General features: G+C 41.3%; 17 protein-coding genes and 1 pseudogene. 13 read left to right on the forward strand and 5 right to left on the reverse strand.

Annotated elements, in window-relative coordinates; translation table 11 throughout:
* The first annotated feature begins 177 nt into the window (after positions 1-177).
* From trpB to RRG12_RS22015, 6 genes are all read left to right on the forward strand, one after another.
* Positions 178-1,413 carry a tryptophan synthase subunit beta gene (gene trpB / locus RRG12_RS21990; protein WP_069072141.1) on the forward strand — a complete coding sequence of 412 codons (1,236 nt, stop codon included), beginning with the start codon at positions 178-180 and terminating at the stop codon, positions 1,411-1,413.
* A gap of 28 nt (positions 1,414-1,441) precedes the next feature.
* Positions 1,442-2,581 (forward strand): class I SAM-dependent methyltransferase, encoded by a 1,140-nt coding sequence (locus RRG12_RS21995; RefSeq protein ID WP_420760711.1) that lies wholly within the window; start codon positions 1,442-1,444, stop codon positions 2,579-2,581.
* Between the two features lie 98 nt (positions 2,582-2,679).
* Complete coding sequence (locus RRG12_RS22000) at positions 2,680-2,967, forward strand: hypothetical protein (protein ID WP_069072143.1); 288 nt, start codon at positions 2,680-2,682, stop codon at positions 2,965-2,967.
* Positions 2,968-3,199: 232 nt separating this feature from the next.
* Positions 3,200-3,736: a CAP domain-containing protein gene (locus tag RRG12_RS22005; protein ID WP_069072195.1), complete on the forward strand. Its 537-nt coding sequence runs from the start codon at positions 3,200-3,202 to the stop codon at positions 3,734-3,736.
* A 333-nt stretch (positions 3,737-4,069) separates the two neighbouring features.
* Positions 4,070-4,618: a CAP domain-containing protein gene (locus RRG12_RS22010; protein WP_069072144.1), complete on the forward strand. Its 549-nt coding sequence runs from the start codon at positions 4,070-4,072 to the stop codon at positions 4,616-4,618.
* 89 nt (positions 4,619-4,707) lie between these two features.
* Positions 4,708-5,337 (forward strand): ribonuclease H-like domain-containing protein, encoded by a 630-nt coding sequence (locus RRG12_RS22015; protein ID WP_420760712.1) that lies wholly within the window; start codon positions 4,708-4,710, stop codon positions 5,335-5,337.
* Positions 5,338-5,740: 403 nt separating this feature from the next.
* On the opposite strand, the pseudogene RRG12_RS22020 reads toward RRG12_RS22015, so the two are convergent.
* Both RRG12_RS22020 and RRG12_RS22025 read right to left on the reverse strand, forming a co-directional pair.
* Positions 5,741-6,187, reverse strand: a pseudogene (locus tag RRG12_RS22020) (rhodanese-like domain-containing protein); the annotation flags it as partial.
* A gap of 333 nt (positions 6,188-6,520) precedes the next feature.
* Entirely contained in the window at positions 6,521-8,878 is a 2,358-nt protein-coding gene (locus tag RRG12_RS22025; protein ID WP_420760713.1) for an NACHT domain-containing protein, read from the reverse strand.
* Positions 8,879-9,575: 697 nt separating this feature from the next.
* Here RRG12_RS22025 and RRG12_RS22030 point away from each other — a divergent pair.
* The 3 genes from RRG12_RS22030 (at position 9,576) to RRG12_RS22040 (ending at position 10,953) form a co-directional block, all read left to right on the forward strand.
* Positions 9,576-10,295, forward strand: a complete 720-nt coding sequence (locus RRG12_RS22030) for a response regulator transcription factor (protein ID WP_069072196.1) — start codon at positions 9,576-9,578, stop codon at positions 10,293-10,295.
* A 148-nt stretch (positions 10,296-10,443) separates the two neighbouring features.
* The gene (locus RRG12_RS22035) at positions 10,444-10,722 is read left to right on the forward strand and encodes a protein rep (protein WP_069072147.1); all 279 of its coding nucleotides are present in this window, start codon (positions 10,444-10,446) and stop codon (positions 10,720-10,722) included.
* Between the two features lie 69 nt (positions 10,723-10,791).
* Positions 10,792-10,953, forward strand: coding sequence for a hypothetical protein (locus RRG12_RS22040; protein WP_420760714.1), 162 nt, complete (start codon positions 10,792-10,794; stop codon positions 10,951-10,953).
* Here the strand turns inward: RRG12_RS22040 and RRG12_RS22045 are convergent.
* The 3 genes from RRG12_RS22045 to pdxA are packed head-to-tail and all read right to left on the reverse strand — an operon-like array spanning position 10,950 to position 12,553.
* On the reverse strand, positions 10,950-11,183 hold the full coding sequence (locus RRG12_RS22045; RefSeq protein WP_069072148.1) for a hypothetical protein: 234 nt from the start codon (positions 11,181-11,183) through the stop codon (positions 10,950-10,952). The genes RRG12_RS22040 and RRG12_RS22045 overlap by 4 nt on opposite strands.
* Positions 11,184-11,191: 8 nt before the next feature.
* Positions 11,192-11,422, reverse strand: a complete 231-nt coding sequence (locus tag RRG12_RS22050) for a hypothetical protein (RefSeq protein ID WP_069072149.1) — start codon at positions 11,420-11,422, stop codon at positions 11,192-11,194.
* A 39-nt stretch (positions 11,423-11,461) separates the two neighbouring features.
* Positions 11,462-12,553, reverse strand: a complete 1,092-nt coding sequence (gene pdxA, locus RRG12_RS22055) for a 4-hydroxythreonine-4-phosphate dehydrogenase PdxA (RefSeq protein ID WP_420760715.1) — start codon at positions 12,551-12,553, stop codon at positions 11,462-11,464.
* 206 nt (positions 12,554-12,759) lie between these two features.
* On the opposite strand from pdxA, the gene RRG12_RS22060 reads away from it, so the two are divergent.
* The 4 genes from RRG12_RS22060 (at position 12,760) to nblR (ending at position 16,632) form a co-directional block, all read left to right on the forward strand.
* Positions 12,760-12,864, forward strand: coding sequence for a PetM family cytochrome b6-f complex subunit 7 (locus RRG12_RS22060; protein WP_069072151.1), 105 nt, complete (start codon positions 12,760-12,762; stop codon positions 12,862-12,864).
* Positions 12,865-13,090: 226 nt separating this feature from the next.
* The gene (locus RRG12_RS22065) at positions 13,091-14,089 is read left to right on the forward strand and encodes an SDR family oxidoreductase (protein ID WP_420760716.1); all 999 of its coding nucleotides are present in this window, start codon (positions 13,091-13,093) and stop codon (positions 14,087-14,089) included.
* A 567-nt stretch (positions 14,090-14,656) separates the two neighbouring features.
* Entirely contained in the window at positions 14,657-15,574 is a 918-nt protein-coding gene (locus tag RRG12_RS22070; protein ID WP_069072153.1) for an NAD(+) kinase, read from the forward strand.
* A 371-nt stretch (positions 15,575-15,945) separates the two neighbouring features.
* The gene (gene nblR, locus RRG12_RS22075; protein ID WP_069072197.1) at positions 15,946-16,632 is read left to right on the forward strand and encodes a response regulator transcription factor NblR; all 687 of its coding nucleotides are present in this window, start codon (positions 15,946-15,948) and stop codon (positions 16,630-16,632) included.
* Positions 16,633-16,781: the final 149 nt, after the last annotated feature.

Below are 16,781 nucleotides of genomic sequence, written 5' to 3' on the forward strand. Positions count from 1 at the left end.
GGGAACAGGAACGAGATAAACGAGAGAACAATGAGAAATTGATCTTTTTGCGAGTTGTGTGTACACCGTAGCCTCCCCAGTCCCCAATCCCCAGTCCCCAGTCCCCAATCCCCAATCCCCAGATATACCTCAGACTTTCTATAATAATTAAGTCATTCCCGTCATCAAAAACAGCCTGTGACTACCACTCCCCTATCTCCAAGTTCAACTGCTCAAGTTCCCGATATGCTAGGTCGCTTTGGGCGCTTTGGCGGTAAGTATGTACCTGAAACGCTCATGCCTGCCCTTGCTGAATTAGAAACAGCTTATGAGCAATACCGCAATGACCCTGGTTTTCAAGCAGAACTACAGCAGTTATTACGAGACTATGTGGGACGTGCAACACCATTGTATTTTGCTGAACGTTTGACTGCTCATTATGCCCGACCTGATCGCACTGGGCCGCAAATTTACTTAAAGCGCGAAGATTTAAATCATACTGGCGCTCACAAAATCAATAATGCCCTTGGTCAGGTATTGTTGGCGAAACGCATGGGTAAGCAAAGGATTATTGCCGAAACGGGCGCTGGACAACACGGAGTTGCCACAGCTACAGTTTGCGCTCGTTTTGGGCTGGAATGCGTAATTTATATGGGCGTTCATGATATGGAACGCCAATCTTTAAATGTGTTCAGAATGCGGCTGATGGGAGCAGAAGTGCGCCCAGTGGAAGCGGGAACTGGAACCCTGAAAGATGCCACTTCTGAAGCAATCCGCGATTGGGTGACAAATGTGGAAACCACTCACTACATCCTCGGTTCGGTAGCAGGGCCCCATCCTTACCCGATGATGGTACGTGATTTCCATGCAGTAATCGGCCAAGAAACTCGCGCCCAAGCAATGGAAAAATGGGGTGTATTGCCTGATATTCTCTTGGCTTGTGTGGGTGGTGGTTCCAATGCTATGGGACTATTCTACGAGTTTATGAATGAGTCTTCTATACGGTTCATTGGGGTTGAGGCAGCCGGGGAAGGTGTGAATACCGAAAAACACGCCGCAACCTTGACAAAAGGACGAGTTGGTGTGTTGCATGGAGCAATGAGCTACCTGCTGCAAGATGAAGATGGGCAAATCATTGAGGCACACTCAATTAGTGCAGGTTTAGATTATCCCGGTGTGGGCCCAGAACATAGCTATTTAAAGGATACTGGTCGCGCTGAATACTATAGTGTGACGGATGCAGAGGCTTTGGCAGCATTCCAGCGATTATCGAAATTAGAAGGAATTATCCCAGCATTGGAAACAGCCCATGCGATCGCCTACCTCGAAACCCTCTGTCCCCAATTAACTGACAGTCCTCGGATTGTAATTAACTGCTCTGGACGTGGTGATAAGGATGTACAAACAGTAGCCAAGTTATTAAATCCTGCATAAATATACTTACAATTCTTGGGAGGAAGCAATGATGGATCAACAATTCCAACACGCGATGCTACCGCAACCTACTCACGACGAGTTGGCACGCCAAAACTTTGTCCAAAGTATGAAAATGCATATTTTCAGGAATATATCTCCTGGTAATAAGGTAGTTTATGAAAAACTAGGCAAACCGAAGTTTGAACAAGAACATCAGCGTCCTCCCCAGAATCGTTATGAAATTCGGGAAGTAATGCAGCACGAACCCTACTATCGCTGGACTAGTGCCCTTAAGCGCATCAACCAGGAAATGTTATGGGATGCTGTAAATGCCAATGTTGACAGACAGCTACCAGAGTTAATCGAGCGTTCTAAGGACAAGGGTAATGAACTGGGAACTTTAACCCTCGACCCAAATTTTCAAATACCTACTCATCAAAAAGCTGTAGACATTCACTGTATGCCCGGAGGATATCACAGTGAATTCACTGATGATGATGTCGCAGCCGGCGCAACCTACGATCGCGGCGCTTACGTTTATGGTCTAGGTTGGTTGGGGCCGCTCAACGATGATATGGGGCTATCTATAGTCCAAAACTACCTGCTACCAGAGTATCCTGACTTTCGACCCCGAAAAATTCTCGACATGGGATGTTCTGTGGGCAATAGCACATTACCCTACGTAGATGGTTTCCCAGATGCAGAAGTCCATGCCATAGATGTAGGCGCATCTATGTTGCGTTACGCTCATGCAAGAGCCGAAGCCTTGGGAAAACGGGTACACTTCTCTCAACAAAATGCCGAACATACTAATTTTCCGGATGAATCATTTGACTTAGTGGTTTCTCACATTTTGCTGCATGAAATTCCCCCGCCATCTGTGCGTAAAGTTATGCAAGAATCTTATCGTCTACTGGCTCCTGGCGGCATGATGATCCATGTGGAAGCACCCCTATATCGTCACATGGATATTTATACACAGTTTATTTATGATTGGGAAACCGCTAACAACAACGAACCCTTCTGGAGTGCTGTACGCGATTTAGATTTAGTGCCGCTAGCTACTGAGGCTGGTTTTGCAGCAGATAAGGTATTTGAGAAATTTGTCCCTAATGGGGCATGGAAGGCAAAAGTAAGTAACTCAGGCAGCCAAGGCACTTGGTTTGTAGTTGCTGCAACTAAGTAAGAATTCGTAATTCGTAATTCGTAATTGAGGAAGTCAGATTTTCTCTGAGTTTCCTTCTTTTCTATGTGTGGTCTGATTTTTGGAGAATTGGTATTAGGATGACAAAAATAGCCAAGGGTAAACGGCCTGTTTACTTAGAAAATCCGCAAACTGATAAATTGTTAGCGATCGTCATGGCTTTAACTGGCGAGGTGTCGGTGCTGCATGAGCGGCTAGACACCATTGAACGGTTGCTAGAGGTTAAAGGTATTTTATCGGCTACTGAGATTGAAGCTTACGAGCCGGATGCCAAAGTAACTAAGGAACGGGAACAGTGGCGTGCAGAATATATTGCGCGGGTGTTGCGTGTGGTACAGGAAGAGTTAGAAACCCTCAACCAAAGCTAGGCACTCAGAGGTTTTAGTGAAGAAAGTTATGCCATTGGTACAGAAAAAATCCTACTAGTGGTAGATGTGAATTTTTCATGAACATTACAAAGTTTTCGTAAAGTCGTGAATGTAACCGTTTTTTGGTAGCTTTTGAACGAAAAACGCCAGAAACAGGAGTATATAGACCTATAAGCAATTTGTCACATTGGCAGTAGTTTGGTTAGATTGTCTGGAACTTTACTTTCAGCAAATGATTAAAACAACAATCTACGCCGTTGCTTTAGGCACTATTGCTCTTAGTAGTGGAGCGATCGCTACTCCTGTAACAAATCAAACTTTTACGCCGCTATCTTCGCAACTATCAAATAATACTGTTAAAATTGCAGCATTGAGCTATGACACTGCCGCGATAGAACAGTCAGTTTTCAACCAAATTAATAGCTACAGAGTTTCCCAAGGGCGACTAGCGCTGACTCGGAATTCTTCCATCGATAATCAAGCCAGGATTCACAGTCAGAACATGGCTAATGGTAAAGTTGGCTTTGGACATACAGGATTTTCACAACGTGTTGTAGCAACCGGTATTCCTTACAGAGCAGCTGGTGAAAATGTCGCTTACAACCAGGGATATGCTGATCCTGCTACGAAAGCTGTACAAGGTTGGCTCAAAAGTTCAGGGCATCTTGCCAATATCAGAAACCAGAATTATAGCTTGACGGGGATTGGTGTTGCTGTCACCAGTTCCGGCAAAGTTTACTTCACACAAATATTTATGACACCAAGATAGATCCCAAAAGTGTAGCAAAATTTCGGTTTTTCCTTGTTAGCTAATCTTTTGTCAAATATTGAGTAATGTAGCTTCAATGACATTTGTCTTTTGAATACTACATTATTTTTTTAGTAATGCATGAAAATCTGAAATTGTCAGCAAAAGTCAGCATGGTTTTCATGAAGTTGACCTATTGAAGTATTGACAATTAGAAATGATTATTTGTGTTCCTTGTAAAGGATATAGCCAAATTGCCGAAATTCATCAATCCTTAATAGTATCGTGGTATATATCATCGGAACAATGAGGTAGAGTATAAGTCTTATATCTCTACACATTACGCAATTCTCCATGTTCCGACAAACTGCTTTTGGCATCGCTTTAAGTGCGCTTGTCCTTGCTAGTGGATTAACGACTGTTCCGATACCAAATCACACTTCTACGAATACATCCACCCGTAATAAGCTGTTGTCACTTTTTTCCAGTCAGGCTGCAATATCGACTCCTACTTTTAAAACTACGGAGCTAGAAAAATCAGTATTTGACCAAATTAATCGATATCGGGCTTCTAAAGGACTGCCAAAGTTGACCCTAAATGCTAGTATCACTCGACAGGCAAGAATTCATAGTCAAAATATGGCTAAAGGTAAAACCCCATTTAGCCATCAAGGCTTTGAAGGACGAGTCAAAGCTATCACTCTTCGCTACAACAGTGCAGCGGAAAATGTTGCTTTCAATCGGGGATATAGCAACCCCGTAGAGGAAGCTGTTACTGGCTGGATCAATAGCCCCGGACACCTAAAAAATCTGAAAGGAAATTACAACCTTACTGGAATTGGCGTTGCTACTAATAATCAAGGCGAAGTCTACCTTACACAACTTTTCTTTCGGGCTAAGTAGATTTAATTTTTAATTTGTTTGCACAATAATAATGTATTGTCTGACAATACTTTTGTCTGTTGGACACTGCTATTATTTTTGGACAATACATGACATTATCAGATTTTCAGGTGAGCGATCGCGACCTTAGCGACGCAGCCCTTGAACAGTATTTAGAATCGACGGCGATCGCAGTTGATACAGAAACGATGGGATTATTGCCGTTGCGCGATCGCTTGTGTCTCGTCCAACTGTGCAACCTTGAGGGGAAAGTGACTGCAATCCGCATAGCCAAAGGACAAGCAGACGCTCCAAACTTAAAAAAACTCTTAGAAGCGGCGAATGTCGTAAAAGTATTTCACTTTGCTCGTTTTGACCTTGCCACTTTGCGAGCCAATCTGCGGATTCAGGTTGGGCCTGTTTTTTGCACCAAAATTGCCAGTAAGTTAGCCCGTACTTATACAAATCGCCACGGACTTAAAGATGTGGTGCAAGAATTAGAACAAGTGGAACTGGATAAAAGCTCTCAAAGTTCTGATTGGGGTAACGCCGCTAGTTTATCTGAAGCTCAACTAAGTTATGCTGCCAATGATGTGCGCTACTTACTTAGTGTGCAGCAGAAGCTAATAGAAATGCTCAAACGAGAAGAACGTTGGGAAATTGCTCAAGAATGTTTTCAATTTCTACCAACTATAGTTTCCTTAGATTTGTTGCAATTTAAGGATTTGTTTGAACACTGATGAAATAGGTAATGAGGAGTAGGGACAAGAAATTGTGACTGCTCGTCGCTATAGACTACTGAACTGTCAAGTTTCAATTGATAGGTAAGTAAGCTCGTAGTAAGGACTTTAGTCCTTATTTTATTTTCTAAGCACTAAAGTCCTTACTACAAAACTTTAATTATTCACACCTACTTACTCAGGTGCTTTTTACCTAAGATCCAACGTTGGAATCATTAGTGTCTCTAGGAGTTTTAGATTCACTAACACCTTCTTTGAGGTTACTGGTTCCCTCTTGAATACCTTCCTTCAAGTTACTAGCTCCCTCTTGAATGCCTTCCTTCAAGTTACTAGCTCCTTCTTGAATGCCTTCCTTCAAGTTACTAGCTCCCTTCTTAATGGCTTCCGTGGCGCTAGTACCTCCCTTTTGCAGATTTTCTTGGTGATTTTGTAGCCGAGCTACAACATTGTAGTCATCTGCCCCTGGGGGAGTTTTTGATTCAATAATGCCTTCTGTTGGGCCACCGATCGCCTTCCATCCGCCAAGACCACCTCTGAGTTGGGAGACATGCTCAAATCCATTAGAACGCAGTTGTTGTGCGGCTTGAGCAGTTTCTTCTTCATTCGCACCGTAAACGTAAATGTCACGGCTTTTATCCAAAGAAGGTATTGCACGTTCTACCAATTCATCTACTGGCATGGGCATCGCTCCCATAATATGACCTTGGTTGAAGGTGTTGCGATCGCGCACATCCAGGATTGTAAAAGCTGGTTCGCCCCATTCCAAGCGAGACTTCAAGACATGAGCATCAGATTGTGCTTCTATTGGCTGCTGTGGGGGAATAATGCCACCTACTAAATTATTAACCATAACTGCTCCTTGCTGACGATGTTAATAGCAATTTAACGAACTCAATGTATTTAATTGCTCTTTCGCTGGTATGAATATCCTCGAAATCTCTCCTCAGACAGACTGGGTAATTTCAATAATTTCTGCCAATTAATCAATTGCAAATACAACCATTTAAGACTATAGGAATACCAGATTTTCTATTAATATAATTAAATAGAGTTAAATTTTCTGTTTCTCATGTTGTAGTAATTGAGACAATTTTAATTTTACTAAGTTCTTAAAAAAATCATAAAAAATATTATTGAAGAAGAATTCAGAAGTCAGAATTCTGTTCGATTAAAAAGTAAAAAATCAGCTATTAATATAGGAATTTCGTACCTTTTCAATATCAGCGATCGCTAATAATAATGTCTCCTCAATCTCCTGTCGGACTCTTGGACTTACATAAGCAGCGTTATTGAGACAATCTACCAGCAACTTATTGACATCGTAATATTGCTGAAGTAATTCTTTTTGTTGTTCGTTAAACTGCCAGTAATAACCAATATTGCGATATTTAATCAGTATATTTCTTAATTGTTCACCCCAGATTTTACCCTTAGCTTGCCACCAATCCCTAAATTTATCTAGATTGCTGTCTATAGGTGGCAGTTGTTTTTTAAGTTTTTGCAGCACTTGCTTCAATTTAATATCAACAACAAGATTAATAGCTTCATCAAAGGCAATGGCAAAGGCATGAACATGATCAAGGACATCGTTAAGACTATGCTCAAAAGCAAAATTAAGTTCGTCAACACAGGCAACAGTACTAAACAGAAATTCATCAAGAGCAAGCTCAGGGTCAAAAGCTATGTTACCAACAAGTGCGTACTCAAGATCATAACCAGAAGTATAAACAAAGGTGCGAGGTCTATTGCAAGAGCTTTGTTCAACGCAAACGAGGTAAAAAGCACGAACGGCTGCTGCTTTGTAGTTAGTAGAGATTGAACTAGATTTTTGACGCAGCCAGGTTAAAAAATATTGTAATCTCTCGTCGCTAGCCATTAATAAATCAATTTTTTGTTTCATTATCTGTAGTATTTCATCAGAATTCGACAACATACTAACAGCTAGTAAAAATACTTCTTGCCAGCGTTTTTCGGTCATGTGACTAACCAGATTGTTCCAAGCTTCGACTTGGGAAATCTCAACAACTTTTCTAGCTGTAAAATATTTTTGGAGCGTCAAATGAGAAAAAGAGTAAATTTCTTGTGCCCTTTGCACTAATAACCCATTTTGTACTTCAATTGCCTTCAAAACTGCTTCTCGATCTAACTGCAATTGAGTTCCTTCTAATGTATCAAGACAGTTAGCAATAAGTTGGAGAATTTTTTCCTTTTCAAAAAAGTAATTTTCTTGCTCAAAAGTTATAGATGCAAGTTTACAAAGGAGCTTTTTTTTACTTAATGGAGTCAAATTACAACCAATGCGATCGCGTTTAATACCTCTAATTTCATCCCATCTGACCAGCAAAATGTTCAGCGCTTGCTCATATAACTTGGCTGGGTTTAAGGAAAATCCATCTCTTACTTGAAAAACTAGGCAAATCCAATGCAACAGTATTGGAGTGACCGCTAATTCTCGGATATGCTGATTTTCTGGTAGATGTAGCTGATTAATAAATAAATTTCCTATGGCTTCCCCATCTTCCCTAGAATTAAGAGCAACTGCAACAAACCAATTTTTGACAAAAACTTCTACTTGCTCTTGGTCAAAGTCTGCTACCTCAACTTCAGTAAATCCCTGAAATCTATATTTATGAGCAGCAATCCGACTGCTAATAACAAACTTATTTTTGTAAAAACTCTGGGTAAATCTACGAATTTCTACTGTGACTTTATCTGCCTTTTCTGCTGGTACTTCATCTAATCCATCTAGCAAAATCAGTAGTTTGCCCTCACTCAGCAGAATTTTAGTTGATTCTTTTTCAATACCGCAACTCAGAAATTCTTCACTGATGTAGTTCAATATATTGAATTGGCTGTCACTTTTAGCATCTTCAGCAAATTCTTTCACCCTAATAAAAGTTGCGATGCGGTTTGGCTGAAATTTGCCTTTGTTACACTCAATTGCGAGATATTGTAAAAATGTGGTTTTACCTGATCCTGGTTTACCCAGCACTATTAGTTTTGAGTGTTGTAATACCGCCTCTAAGCCTGGTAATCGTCTCTGACGCTTATATCCTCCAAGTTGATTAAAGTTCGATTCAGATTTGAAGTCTTTCAACAGGTCAGAAACTTCTCGCCATTCCAGGCTAGTTATCTTCTCTAAGACATTAATATTGGTGTAAATATCCATCAGTTGGACTGTCTGGGAAATATCCAACATTTGTATGGTATTGCACTGGTCTTCAATTTTGTCTTGGCGCTTTTGGCGCACTTCCCGCACCAATGTATCGAGGTCAGCACCTTGGAATTGCGCTTTAGGAGTTGCATCAAATGCTACATCTTCAGGTAAGCCAGCTACTTTTTGCCAAGATAATCCTAGCTGTTGGCAAATTTGGACAAAACAAGAGCGAGAAACCGACTCACCTGCAAAAAATTTGGAAACTGGTTGACGTGTAATTCCTAAAGCTGTTGCTAATTTATGCTGACTCCAAGTTTTGTCCGTTAAAGCTGTTTTTGCTGCCCTTATACCTTCTGGTGATGCTCTCAGTCCTTGGCTTATCATAGTCTCAGGCTGAAACTTGTAGTATAGTATATGCTTAAGAGGGTAACTACATGTAAATGCACCAGGGTAGATTTTCGTAGACCTTCTTCAAGAACTGACTTTTCACGGTATCTGGAAAACCTCACTTCTATTTCTCTCCTAAAAGGAGAGAGACTTTGAATTTCCCCCTTCCCGCATCGGGAAGGGGGTTAGGGGGTCAGGTTAATCGTTACCTTTTCCACATAACGTGAAAAGTCAGCTTCAAGAAGACATAGTCGTTGGCTAAAATACGGTTGGGTTAAATAGGAGTTTAGAATCTAGATTGGCTTATGGCTTCGTTTGTGAGCCTTTTATAGATATCTAATTCATCAGAGAATGCGGTTGCTCTTCCAAAGTTATAGCAATTGCAGTGGTGTTTAGTGTTTCTTTGGACTATTTGCGGTTATAAAGATTGTCTTCAAGGACACTTATTTTAAGTATGAAAGTTTAAAAATATACAATACAAATTCAAAATTATACAAAAATCATACAAGACTTATACATTTTATAAGCATTACGATGGCTGAAGTTTTCATAAACTTCATGGAAAATTAATTGTACACAAGTACTACAGTAGCGATCGTACTCAGCAGAGACGCGCGTGAATACACTCTCAACAGAAACACGTAAAGCAAAACTGACGCAACAGCGAATCGCCCAATCAATAATAGGCAGCATTATGGTTACAGTTCCCACTACTACTCCTAAAATTCTGATCGTCGATGACGATTTCGGTGTGCGAAATCTCGTCTATCGTTTTTTAAGTCGAAAATATCAAATAGAGTCCGCAGCAGATGGTAAGACTGCCTTATCGTTGTTTGAGCAATTTAATCCAGCTTTAGTAATTCTGGATTGGAATTTGCCGGATGTTACTGGTTATAACCTCTGCCAAGAAATGCAGAGTCGTACTAATGTTTTAGTGCTGATACTGACTAGTAGAACTGACGAGGCTGATAAAATTAGAATCTTAAGCGCCGGTGCTGATGATTTTATGACTAAACCATTTAGTCTTGCAGAAGTTGAAGTGAGAGTAGAAGCTCTTTTAAGACGGATACGCTACATCAACCCCTCCCCAACACAACGGATTGTTTTCAAGCAGCTAGCAATTAATCCAGAGGGTCGAGAGGTAACACTTAACGATAAACCTCTCGCCTTAACAGCCCTGGAATTTAATATCTTACATTTTTTAGCAAGTCATCCTAATCAAGCTTGGAGTCGCCCACAGCTAATCCAAAAAATTTGGGGTTGCGACTACATAGGAGATGGACGGGTAGTTGATGTGCATATTGGTCAGTTGCGTAAGAAGATGGAAGTCGATACCAGCGTACCGGAGTTTATTAAAACTGTGCGGGGTTATGGTTATAAGTTTGAAGCGCCCGATGAGATTACTGATTCCTAAATTTCCCGATTTCAGGAGGACTTACTAACAAGGAATGACTCATCTGAGTCAGTATTAGTTTTAGTGTTGACCTAAATACTTTTACTGAGGCTTGACCCTATCAATTGCGTTAAGTTGGAACGTTGATACAAACTGATTTGGTAATTTCGTGTCTGCTCAAGCCTCAGATGCTAACTTTCCAGAAATTCCTAATTATCAGGTGAAAGAGTCAGATTTGGTGGGTGATAGAGAATGGTTTTTAGAGTTAACCCGTCAACTGCATAAAACTAGAGCGATCGCTGTTGGGGGTATACTCAGGCAATATATGCGCGAATTAGAGGAGAAAAACCAAGACCTTCTAGATGAAAGTGAAGAGATGGATGAGGTGGATGGGGAAAGTTTGTTTTTCCGATGGGAGCGCAAGTTGCAAAGATTTAATATAGAGTGACATCAGCGATGTAAGAATAGCTTCGATGATCGAGTTATAAAATCTAAAAATAAAAGGGGAAAAATAACAATGACTGATCCAAAGCCTATTCGCACAGTTGATCGGGGAAGAATATTCGCTGATATTTCAGTGGTCAGAATAAAATCTCAATGGAAAGCTCAACAAGAGGAATTTTCCCAACGCGGTAAAGTTATTTTTGACCAAGTTAAACCAGAGTTAATCAATATTTAACTAGCCAGAGACAAAGCTTCTGCAAGCGCTTTTGGTAATTCAATCAATACAAAATAATTGCTAGGATATAAATAGTCTTCACCTGATTCATCAATAACTCTAATCATTCGGTGCTTAACAGCATCAGAATCAGGAACAGTCTGGTAAATTTTCCGAATTTCTAAAGAAGCAGGATAATCTTTGTTGCTAATGCAAACAACATATTGAGTTTGTGTGTTCGCTGACTGCATAACGACTCCTATAGAAAGCGTTTTATTTTGATTTCTTTCTTACCAATTCCGTGGGCTTCATACCAGTGTAACTCAGCTTCATAAATACTTCCGTCGTCTAAGCTAATGGTTGCAAAGCCTTTAAGTTTCCGCCACCGTCCTGAAGCATAAGTTTTACGCAAGCGTTCGAGTTCACGAATGGAGTTACCAACAGCAATTATTTCAATATTGGTGATGTCTCCGATAATTTGAAAATTCAAGTAAGCATTACTCCCAGTAAATATTGCAACAAATAACTTTTAACCACAACTTACCGCAAATCTTTGACTAACCAACTCAGTCGCTAAATGTATCGCTGCTTTCATACTCGTAGCATCAGCAATTCCCTTACCCGCAATATCAAACGCTGTTCCATGATCCGGTGAAGTCCGAACGAAAGGAAGACCTATCGAAGTATTAACTGCCCGATCAAATGCCATCAGCTTCACAGGAATTAAGCCTTGATCGTGGTAAAGTGCCAGGTAGGCATCAGCCGGATTTTGTACTAAAGAATTTCCATACCAAGCTTGACCAGGTTTAACCCACATCGTATCTGGCGGTATCGGCCCATCTAGCTGCAATTGTGGACGATTTTGCTGCTCTTGCTCCAACCAGGGAATTAGCCAATCCTGTTCTTCATGCCCAAGTTGTCCCTGTTCGCCACTGTGGGGATTTAAACCTGCGATCGCAATTCTCCCATTTTCTATCCCAAAATCTTTCTCTAAACACTCCACCAGCAAATCCAATTTCTGTGTCAGCAACTTTGGTGTCAATGTATCGGCTACTTGACGTAAGGGAATATGTGTGGTAGCTAATAAAGTGCGGAGTATCCAACCAGTATGGGGCGATCGCGCCACAAATAACATCCCAAAGCGGTCAACACCTGATTTTTGCGCCAAAAGTTCCGTTTGCCCTGGATAATTATATCCTGCGGCTTTCCAAGCAGATTTAGCGATCGGCCCCGTGACAATACCATCAAATTTACCAGCTAGTGTTTGAGCGATCGCGTATTCCATATAGGCAAAACTAGCCGCACCACTCGCCGCATTACCTATTCCTGAGATAATTTCACCTTTTATTTCCCCATCCAACTGGACATCGCTGATTGACAACTCATCTGGATTTGCCAAAGGTGTTAAATTCTCTGTTAAATTCAGTTTGCGATAAGTCTGTACCAGCAAATCCCCGTTACCAACCACTGTAACGTCATATTTTTTACTAATTTCCGTATCTGCTAAAGCTTTCAAAATCACTTCTGGCCCAATTCCCGCAGGATCTCCCAACGTCAACGCCAAGCGCGGACGATTCTCTTTAGCAAAATTTATTAAATTACCTTGATTATTTTGATACATAAAATTTATTCATAATAATTATCATCAAGTTTTCTCACATTTCCCTATTTTCACCACTCCACAGTAGGGATTGCCCCCCAAACCAGTAGGGATTACTTGCTAAACTAGTTTAAAATTATTTACACAGGTCTAATCCTAGAGTAACAATTCAAGAGCTTCTGTTAGACCTAGTTTACACACCACTTTGCATAAGGAGAATCACACCAATGGGCGGCGAAATTTTAAATGCAGCTCTATTGTCTTTCAGTTTAATCTTCGTAGGCTGGGCACTAGGCGCATTGTTACTGAAAATTCAGGGCGGAGAAGAATAATTAGTGCTGAGTTAGGAGTTAGGAGTTAGGAGTTATTTTATTCTCCCCACTCCCCATTCCCTTTTTCATCAAAATGAGAAAAAAGCTTGTCCATTAACCGGACAGCTATTTTCTCATGAGTCTATCCAAATCAATTGATTTTCTGAGAAAAGATGTAAAGTTTTGTTTGCATAGGTTATTCTGATAACATTCTTTTCATAAAACATTAAAATTTATTACAACCCTCATGACATTATTAATCGTCGGTGCCACTGGCACCTTAGGAAGACAAGTGGCTCGTCGGGCAATCGATGAGGGATATAAAGTACGCTGTCTTGTTCGCAGCAGTAAAAAAGCAGCTTTTCTCAAAGAATGGGGTGCAGAACTCGTACCCGGAAATTTGCGTTACCCCGATACCCTAGCGGAAGCTTTAGTTGGCGTAACCCAAGTTATTGATGCGTCAACATCCCGTCCTACAGATTCACTGAGTATTAAACAAGTGGATTGGGACGGCAAAGTAGCATTGATTCAAGCAGCAAAAGCAGCGGGTGTAGAGCGTTTTGTCTTCTTTTCGATTTTAGATGCTGATAAATACCCAGAAGTGCCGCTAATGGAAATTAAGCGGTGTACAGAACTCTTCCTCGCTGAGTCAGGTTTAAATTACACTATCTTGCGGCTAGCTGGGTTTATGCAAGGGTTAATTGGCCAGTATGGGATTCCCATTTTAGAAGGACAGCCAGTTTGGGTAACAGGTAATTCTTCTCCCATCGCCTATATGGACACTCAGGACATTGCTAAGTTTGCTATCCGAGCATTGAGTGTACCAGAAACAGAAAACCAGGCTTTTCCTGTAGTCGGTACTCGTGCATGGAGTGCAGAAGAAATCATCAACTTGTGCGAACGCTTATCTGGAAAAGATGCCAGAGTAACGCGGATGCCAATAAACTTGTTGCGTGCTGTGCGGGGCTTAATGCGGTTCTTTCAGTGGGGATGGAACGTAGCAGACAGGCTAGCGTTTACAGAAGTATTAGCTAGTGGTAAACAGTTAAATGCTTCAATGGATGAAGTATATACAGTCTTTGGTTTAGATCCACAACAAACCACAACCCTAGAAAGCTATCTACAAGAGTACTTCAGCCGAATAATGAAGAAGCTCAAAGAGGTAGACTACCAGAAAAATAAAAATAAAAAGCAGAAACCTAAAAAAACTCCTTTTAAACAGTCTTCAAAAGCCAATAGCCAATAATCATTGCAAAATAGACATTTAGTCGTAAAACTCTAAACTCTAGATTAATGACTAAATGACCAAAAATGTGTAAGGATTACCGAAAATTTAGGTAAAAGCCCCGTCCTTCTAGGACGGCTTTAATTCTCTAAATTTGTCTTGAAAGTTTCCGGTGATTGGTATACTAAAACAATATCACAGGTAGAATAACCGCTAGCACAAATGGATAACCAACCCCAATACGACTGGCTAGAAAATAATAATGGTTAGTGGGCGGCGAAAACCACGATAAACATAGCTGGGGTAGCCAAGGCGCACCCATACCAGAAAAGTCAAAAACTTGTTAATTAAGCGTACCGTGGGGCACACGGGAACAGGGGGAGAAATCCTCTAAAGCTTGGGGAGATAAGCCCTCTGGGGCTGTCTAAGTTAGGCTCGAAACTTGGTTCAATTGAATGGGTTTTTGGTTTAAGTAATGCCGAAAGGCTAGGCAGTTTAAAGGTGTATCAATTAACCAAGAATCCCTATGCTTTTAGTCTGGGGAGTGTCAAATAATACAGAGCATCGCCTAAACTTGGATATTTGAGTGTGCCGAAAGCAGGCATTATCTACAATGACGTTAAACCGATAGCGGGCCGTGTCGCTATCGAGTTGAAAGACAAGCTAACCGCAGCCGGTTGGAATGTATGTATCACATCGAGTATCGGTGGAATACTGGGCTACTCTACACCTGAGAGTTCTGTATGCCACACCCCCATTGACGGTCTGACACCCCCTGGTTTTGACTCAGATATGGAGTTTGCAGTGGTGTTAGGGGGAGACGGCACTGTTTTAGCAGCGTCTCGTCAAGTAGCCCCCTGTGGTATTCCACTGCTAACAGTGAATACCGGCCACATGGGATTTTTGACAGAAACTTTCCTGAATCAATTGCCCCAAGCATTAGAACAGGCGATGGCGGGTGAGTATGAAATTGAAGAACGAGCTATGCTCACCGTCAAAGTGTTTCGGGGAGATTCAGTGCTATGGGAAGCTCTCTGCTTAAATGAAATGGTACTGCATCGGGAACCCTTGACCTCTATGTGCCATTTTGAAATTGCCATAGGGCGTCATGCGCCAGTAGATATTGCGGCGGATGGTGTGATTGTTTCTACACCTACTGGTTCTACAGCTTACTCATTGAGTGCTGGTGGGCCAGTCGTGACTCCTGGCGTACCTGTTTTACAGCTGGTACCCATTTGTCCCCATTCTCTAGCTTCGAGAGCATTGGTATTTCCGGATACCGATTCGGTCAACATCTACCCAGTCAATATTCCTCGACTGGTGATGGTAGTAGATGGCAATGGGGGGTGTTATATCCTACCAGAAGATCGAGTATATATGGAGCGATCGCAATATAGTGCCAGATTTATTCGCCTGCAACCACCTGAGTTTTTCCGAATTTTGCGAGAAAAATTAGGTTGGGGTCTGCCACATATCGCTAAACCAACTTCGGTAGAATTGCCGTAGTTATTGGGGATTGGGCATTGGGCATTGGGTATTGGGTATCGGGCATTGTGGATTAAACTTATCCGTAAATTACGTTTTAACCCTCTGATTTATAAGGCTTTAAGGTTAATTCGCGGATATGTCTATTGGGAATTGGTGATTGTTACTTTCTTCTTATTACCCATGCCCCATGCCCAATACCCTTGAAGTTAGTTATTAAGATTGCATCGGAGAATTAGATAGCTGACACCTGAACGTGCTAAAAAATTCTTAGCAGCGTGTCAAATCAGGATTGCTCCGTCACTAAAAACTCGTAATTGCACTTTATGACTGATGTAAAGATTTTCTCTGGAATATCTTTACGAATCCCAAATCCAATATCCCAAATTGTTATGACAGTTGCTTCAAGTCCCTGTGTTTTGGTGATTGAAACCGATGAGAGCCTAGCAAATCAGCTTGCTTGCGATTTGCAAGAAGCCGGCTATGAATCAATTTTGGCTCATGATGCGACCAGTGGCTTACAACACTGTCGCGATCGCCAACCTGCTTTAATTGTCTTAGACCGGATGCTAGCAGGAGAATCAGGACTCTCATTGTGTAAAAATATGAGAAGCACTGGTATGCGATCGCCTGTATTGATTTTAATGGCAAGGGATACAGTCGATGATCGTGTAGCCTGTTTAGAAGCTGGAGCGGATGATTACATCCTCAAGCCTTACCGTTCAGAAGACTTTTTGAAGTTAATTCGCCTCTACTTAAAACCCGATGTGGATACCACGGAGCAATTGCGCTTTGGGGATTTGATTTTAGACATAGCAACTCGCCGTGCTATACATAGCGGACGGGCAATTGACTTAACAATGAAGGAATTTGAACTATTAAAATTCTTAATGGAACATCCTCGTGAGGTGTTAACCCGCGAACAAATTTTAGAAAATGTTTGGGGTTACGACTTTCTGGGTGAGTCGAATGTAATTGAAGTGTACATCCGCTACTTGCGCCTAAAAATTGAAGATGAAGGTCAAAAGCGGCTCATTCAGACAGTGCGCGGTGTCGGCTACGTTTTAAGAGAATCCTAGTACAGGCGGAAGTTTCCCTACTTTTAACAACGGGTTTAAGCCTCTTGTCTGTTAATTGAGGTTAAAAACGGCTGTGTATTAGGGGACGAATCAAAGCCGTGGGTTTTCCAGCTTAAATTCTGTAAAATTGAAATCTAAATTACAAAATC

This window comes from Nostoc sp. CALU 546 (assembly GCF_048836525.1).

What these genes read in the sequence shown, in the direction of transcription:
- RRG12_RS21995 (WP_420760711.1), top strand. Translation starts at nt 1,442, where the DNA reads ATGATGGATCAACAATTCCAACACGCGATGCTACCGCAACCTACTCAC.
- nblR (WP_069072197.1), top strand. Translation starts at nt 15,946, where the DNA reads ATGACAGTTGCTTCAAGTCCCTGTGTTTTGGTGATTGAAACCGATGAG.
- RRG12_RS22000 (WP_069072143.1), top strand. Translation starts at nt 2,680, where the DNA reads ATGACAAAAATAGCCAAGGGTAAACGGCCTGTTTACTTAGAAAATCCG.
- RRG12_RS22065 (WP_420760716.1), top strand. Translation starts at nt 13,091, where the DNA reads ATGACATTATTAATCGTCGGTGCCACTGGCACCTTAGGAAGACAAGTG.
- pdxA (WP_420760715.1), bottom strand. Translation starts at nt 12,553, where the DNA reads ATGTATCAAAATAATCAAGGTAATTTAATAAATTTTGCTAAAGAGAAT.
- RRG12_RS22015 (WP_420760712.1), top strand. Translation starts at nt 4,708, where the DNA reads ATGACATTATCAGATTTTCAGGTGAGCGATCGCGACCTTAGCGACGCA.
- RRG12_RS22010 (WP_069072144.1), top strand. Translation starts at nt 4,070, where the DNA reads ATGTTCCGACAAACTGCTTTTGGCATCGCTTTAAGTGCGCTTGTCCTT.
- RRG12_RS22045 (WP_069072148.1), bottom strand. Translation starts at nt 11,183, where the DNA reads ATGCAGTCAGCGAACACACAAACTCAATATGTTGTTTGCATTAGCAAC.
- RRG12_RS22040 (WP_420760714.1), top strand. Translation starts at nt 10,792, where the DNA reads ATGACTGATCCAAAGCCTATTCGCACAGTTGATCGGGGAAGAATATTC.
- RRG12_RS22060 (WP_069072151.1), top strand. Translation starts at nt 12,760, where the DNA reads ATGGGCGGCGAAATTTTAAATGCAGCTCTATTGTCTTTCAGTTTAATC.
- RRG12_RS22025 (WP_420760713.1), bottom strand. Translation starts at nt 8,878, where the DNA reads ATGATAAGCCAAGGACTGAGAGCATCACCAGAAGGTATAAGGGCAGCA.
- RRG12_RS22030 (WP_069072196.1), top strand. Translation starts at nt 9,576, where the DNA reads ATGGTTACAGTTCCCACTACTACTCCTAAAATTCTGATCGTCGATGAC.
- RRG12_RS22005 (WP_069072195.1), top strand. Translation starts at nt 3,200, where the DNA reads ATGATTAAAACAACAATCTACGCCGTTGCTTTAGGCACTATTGCTCTT.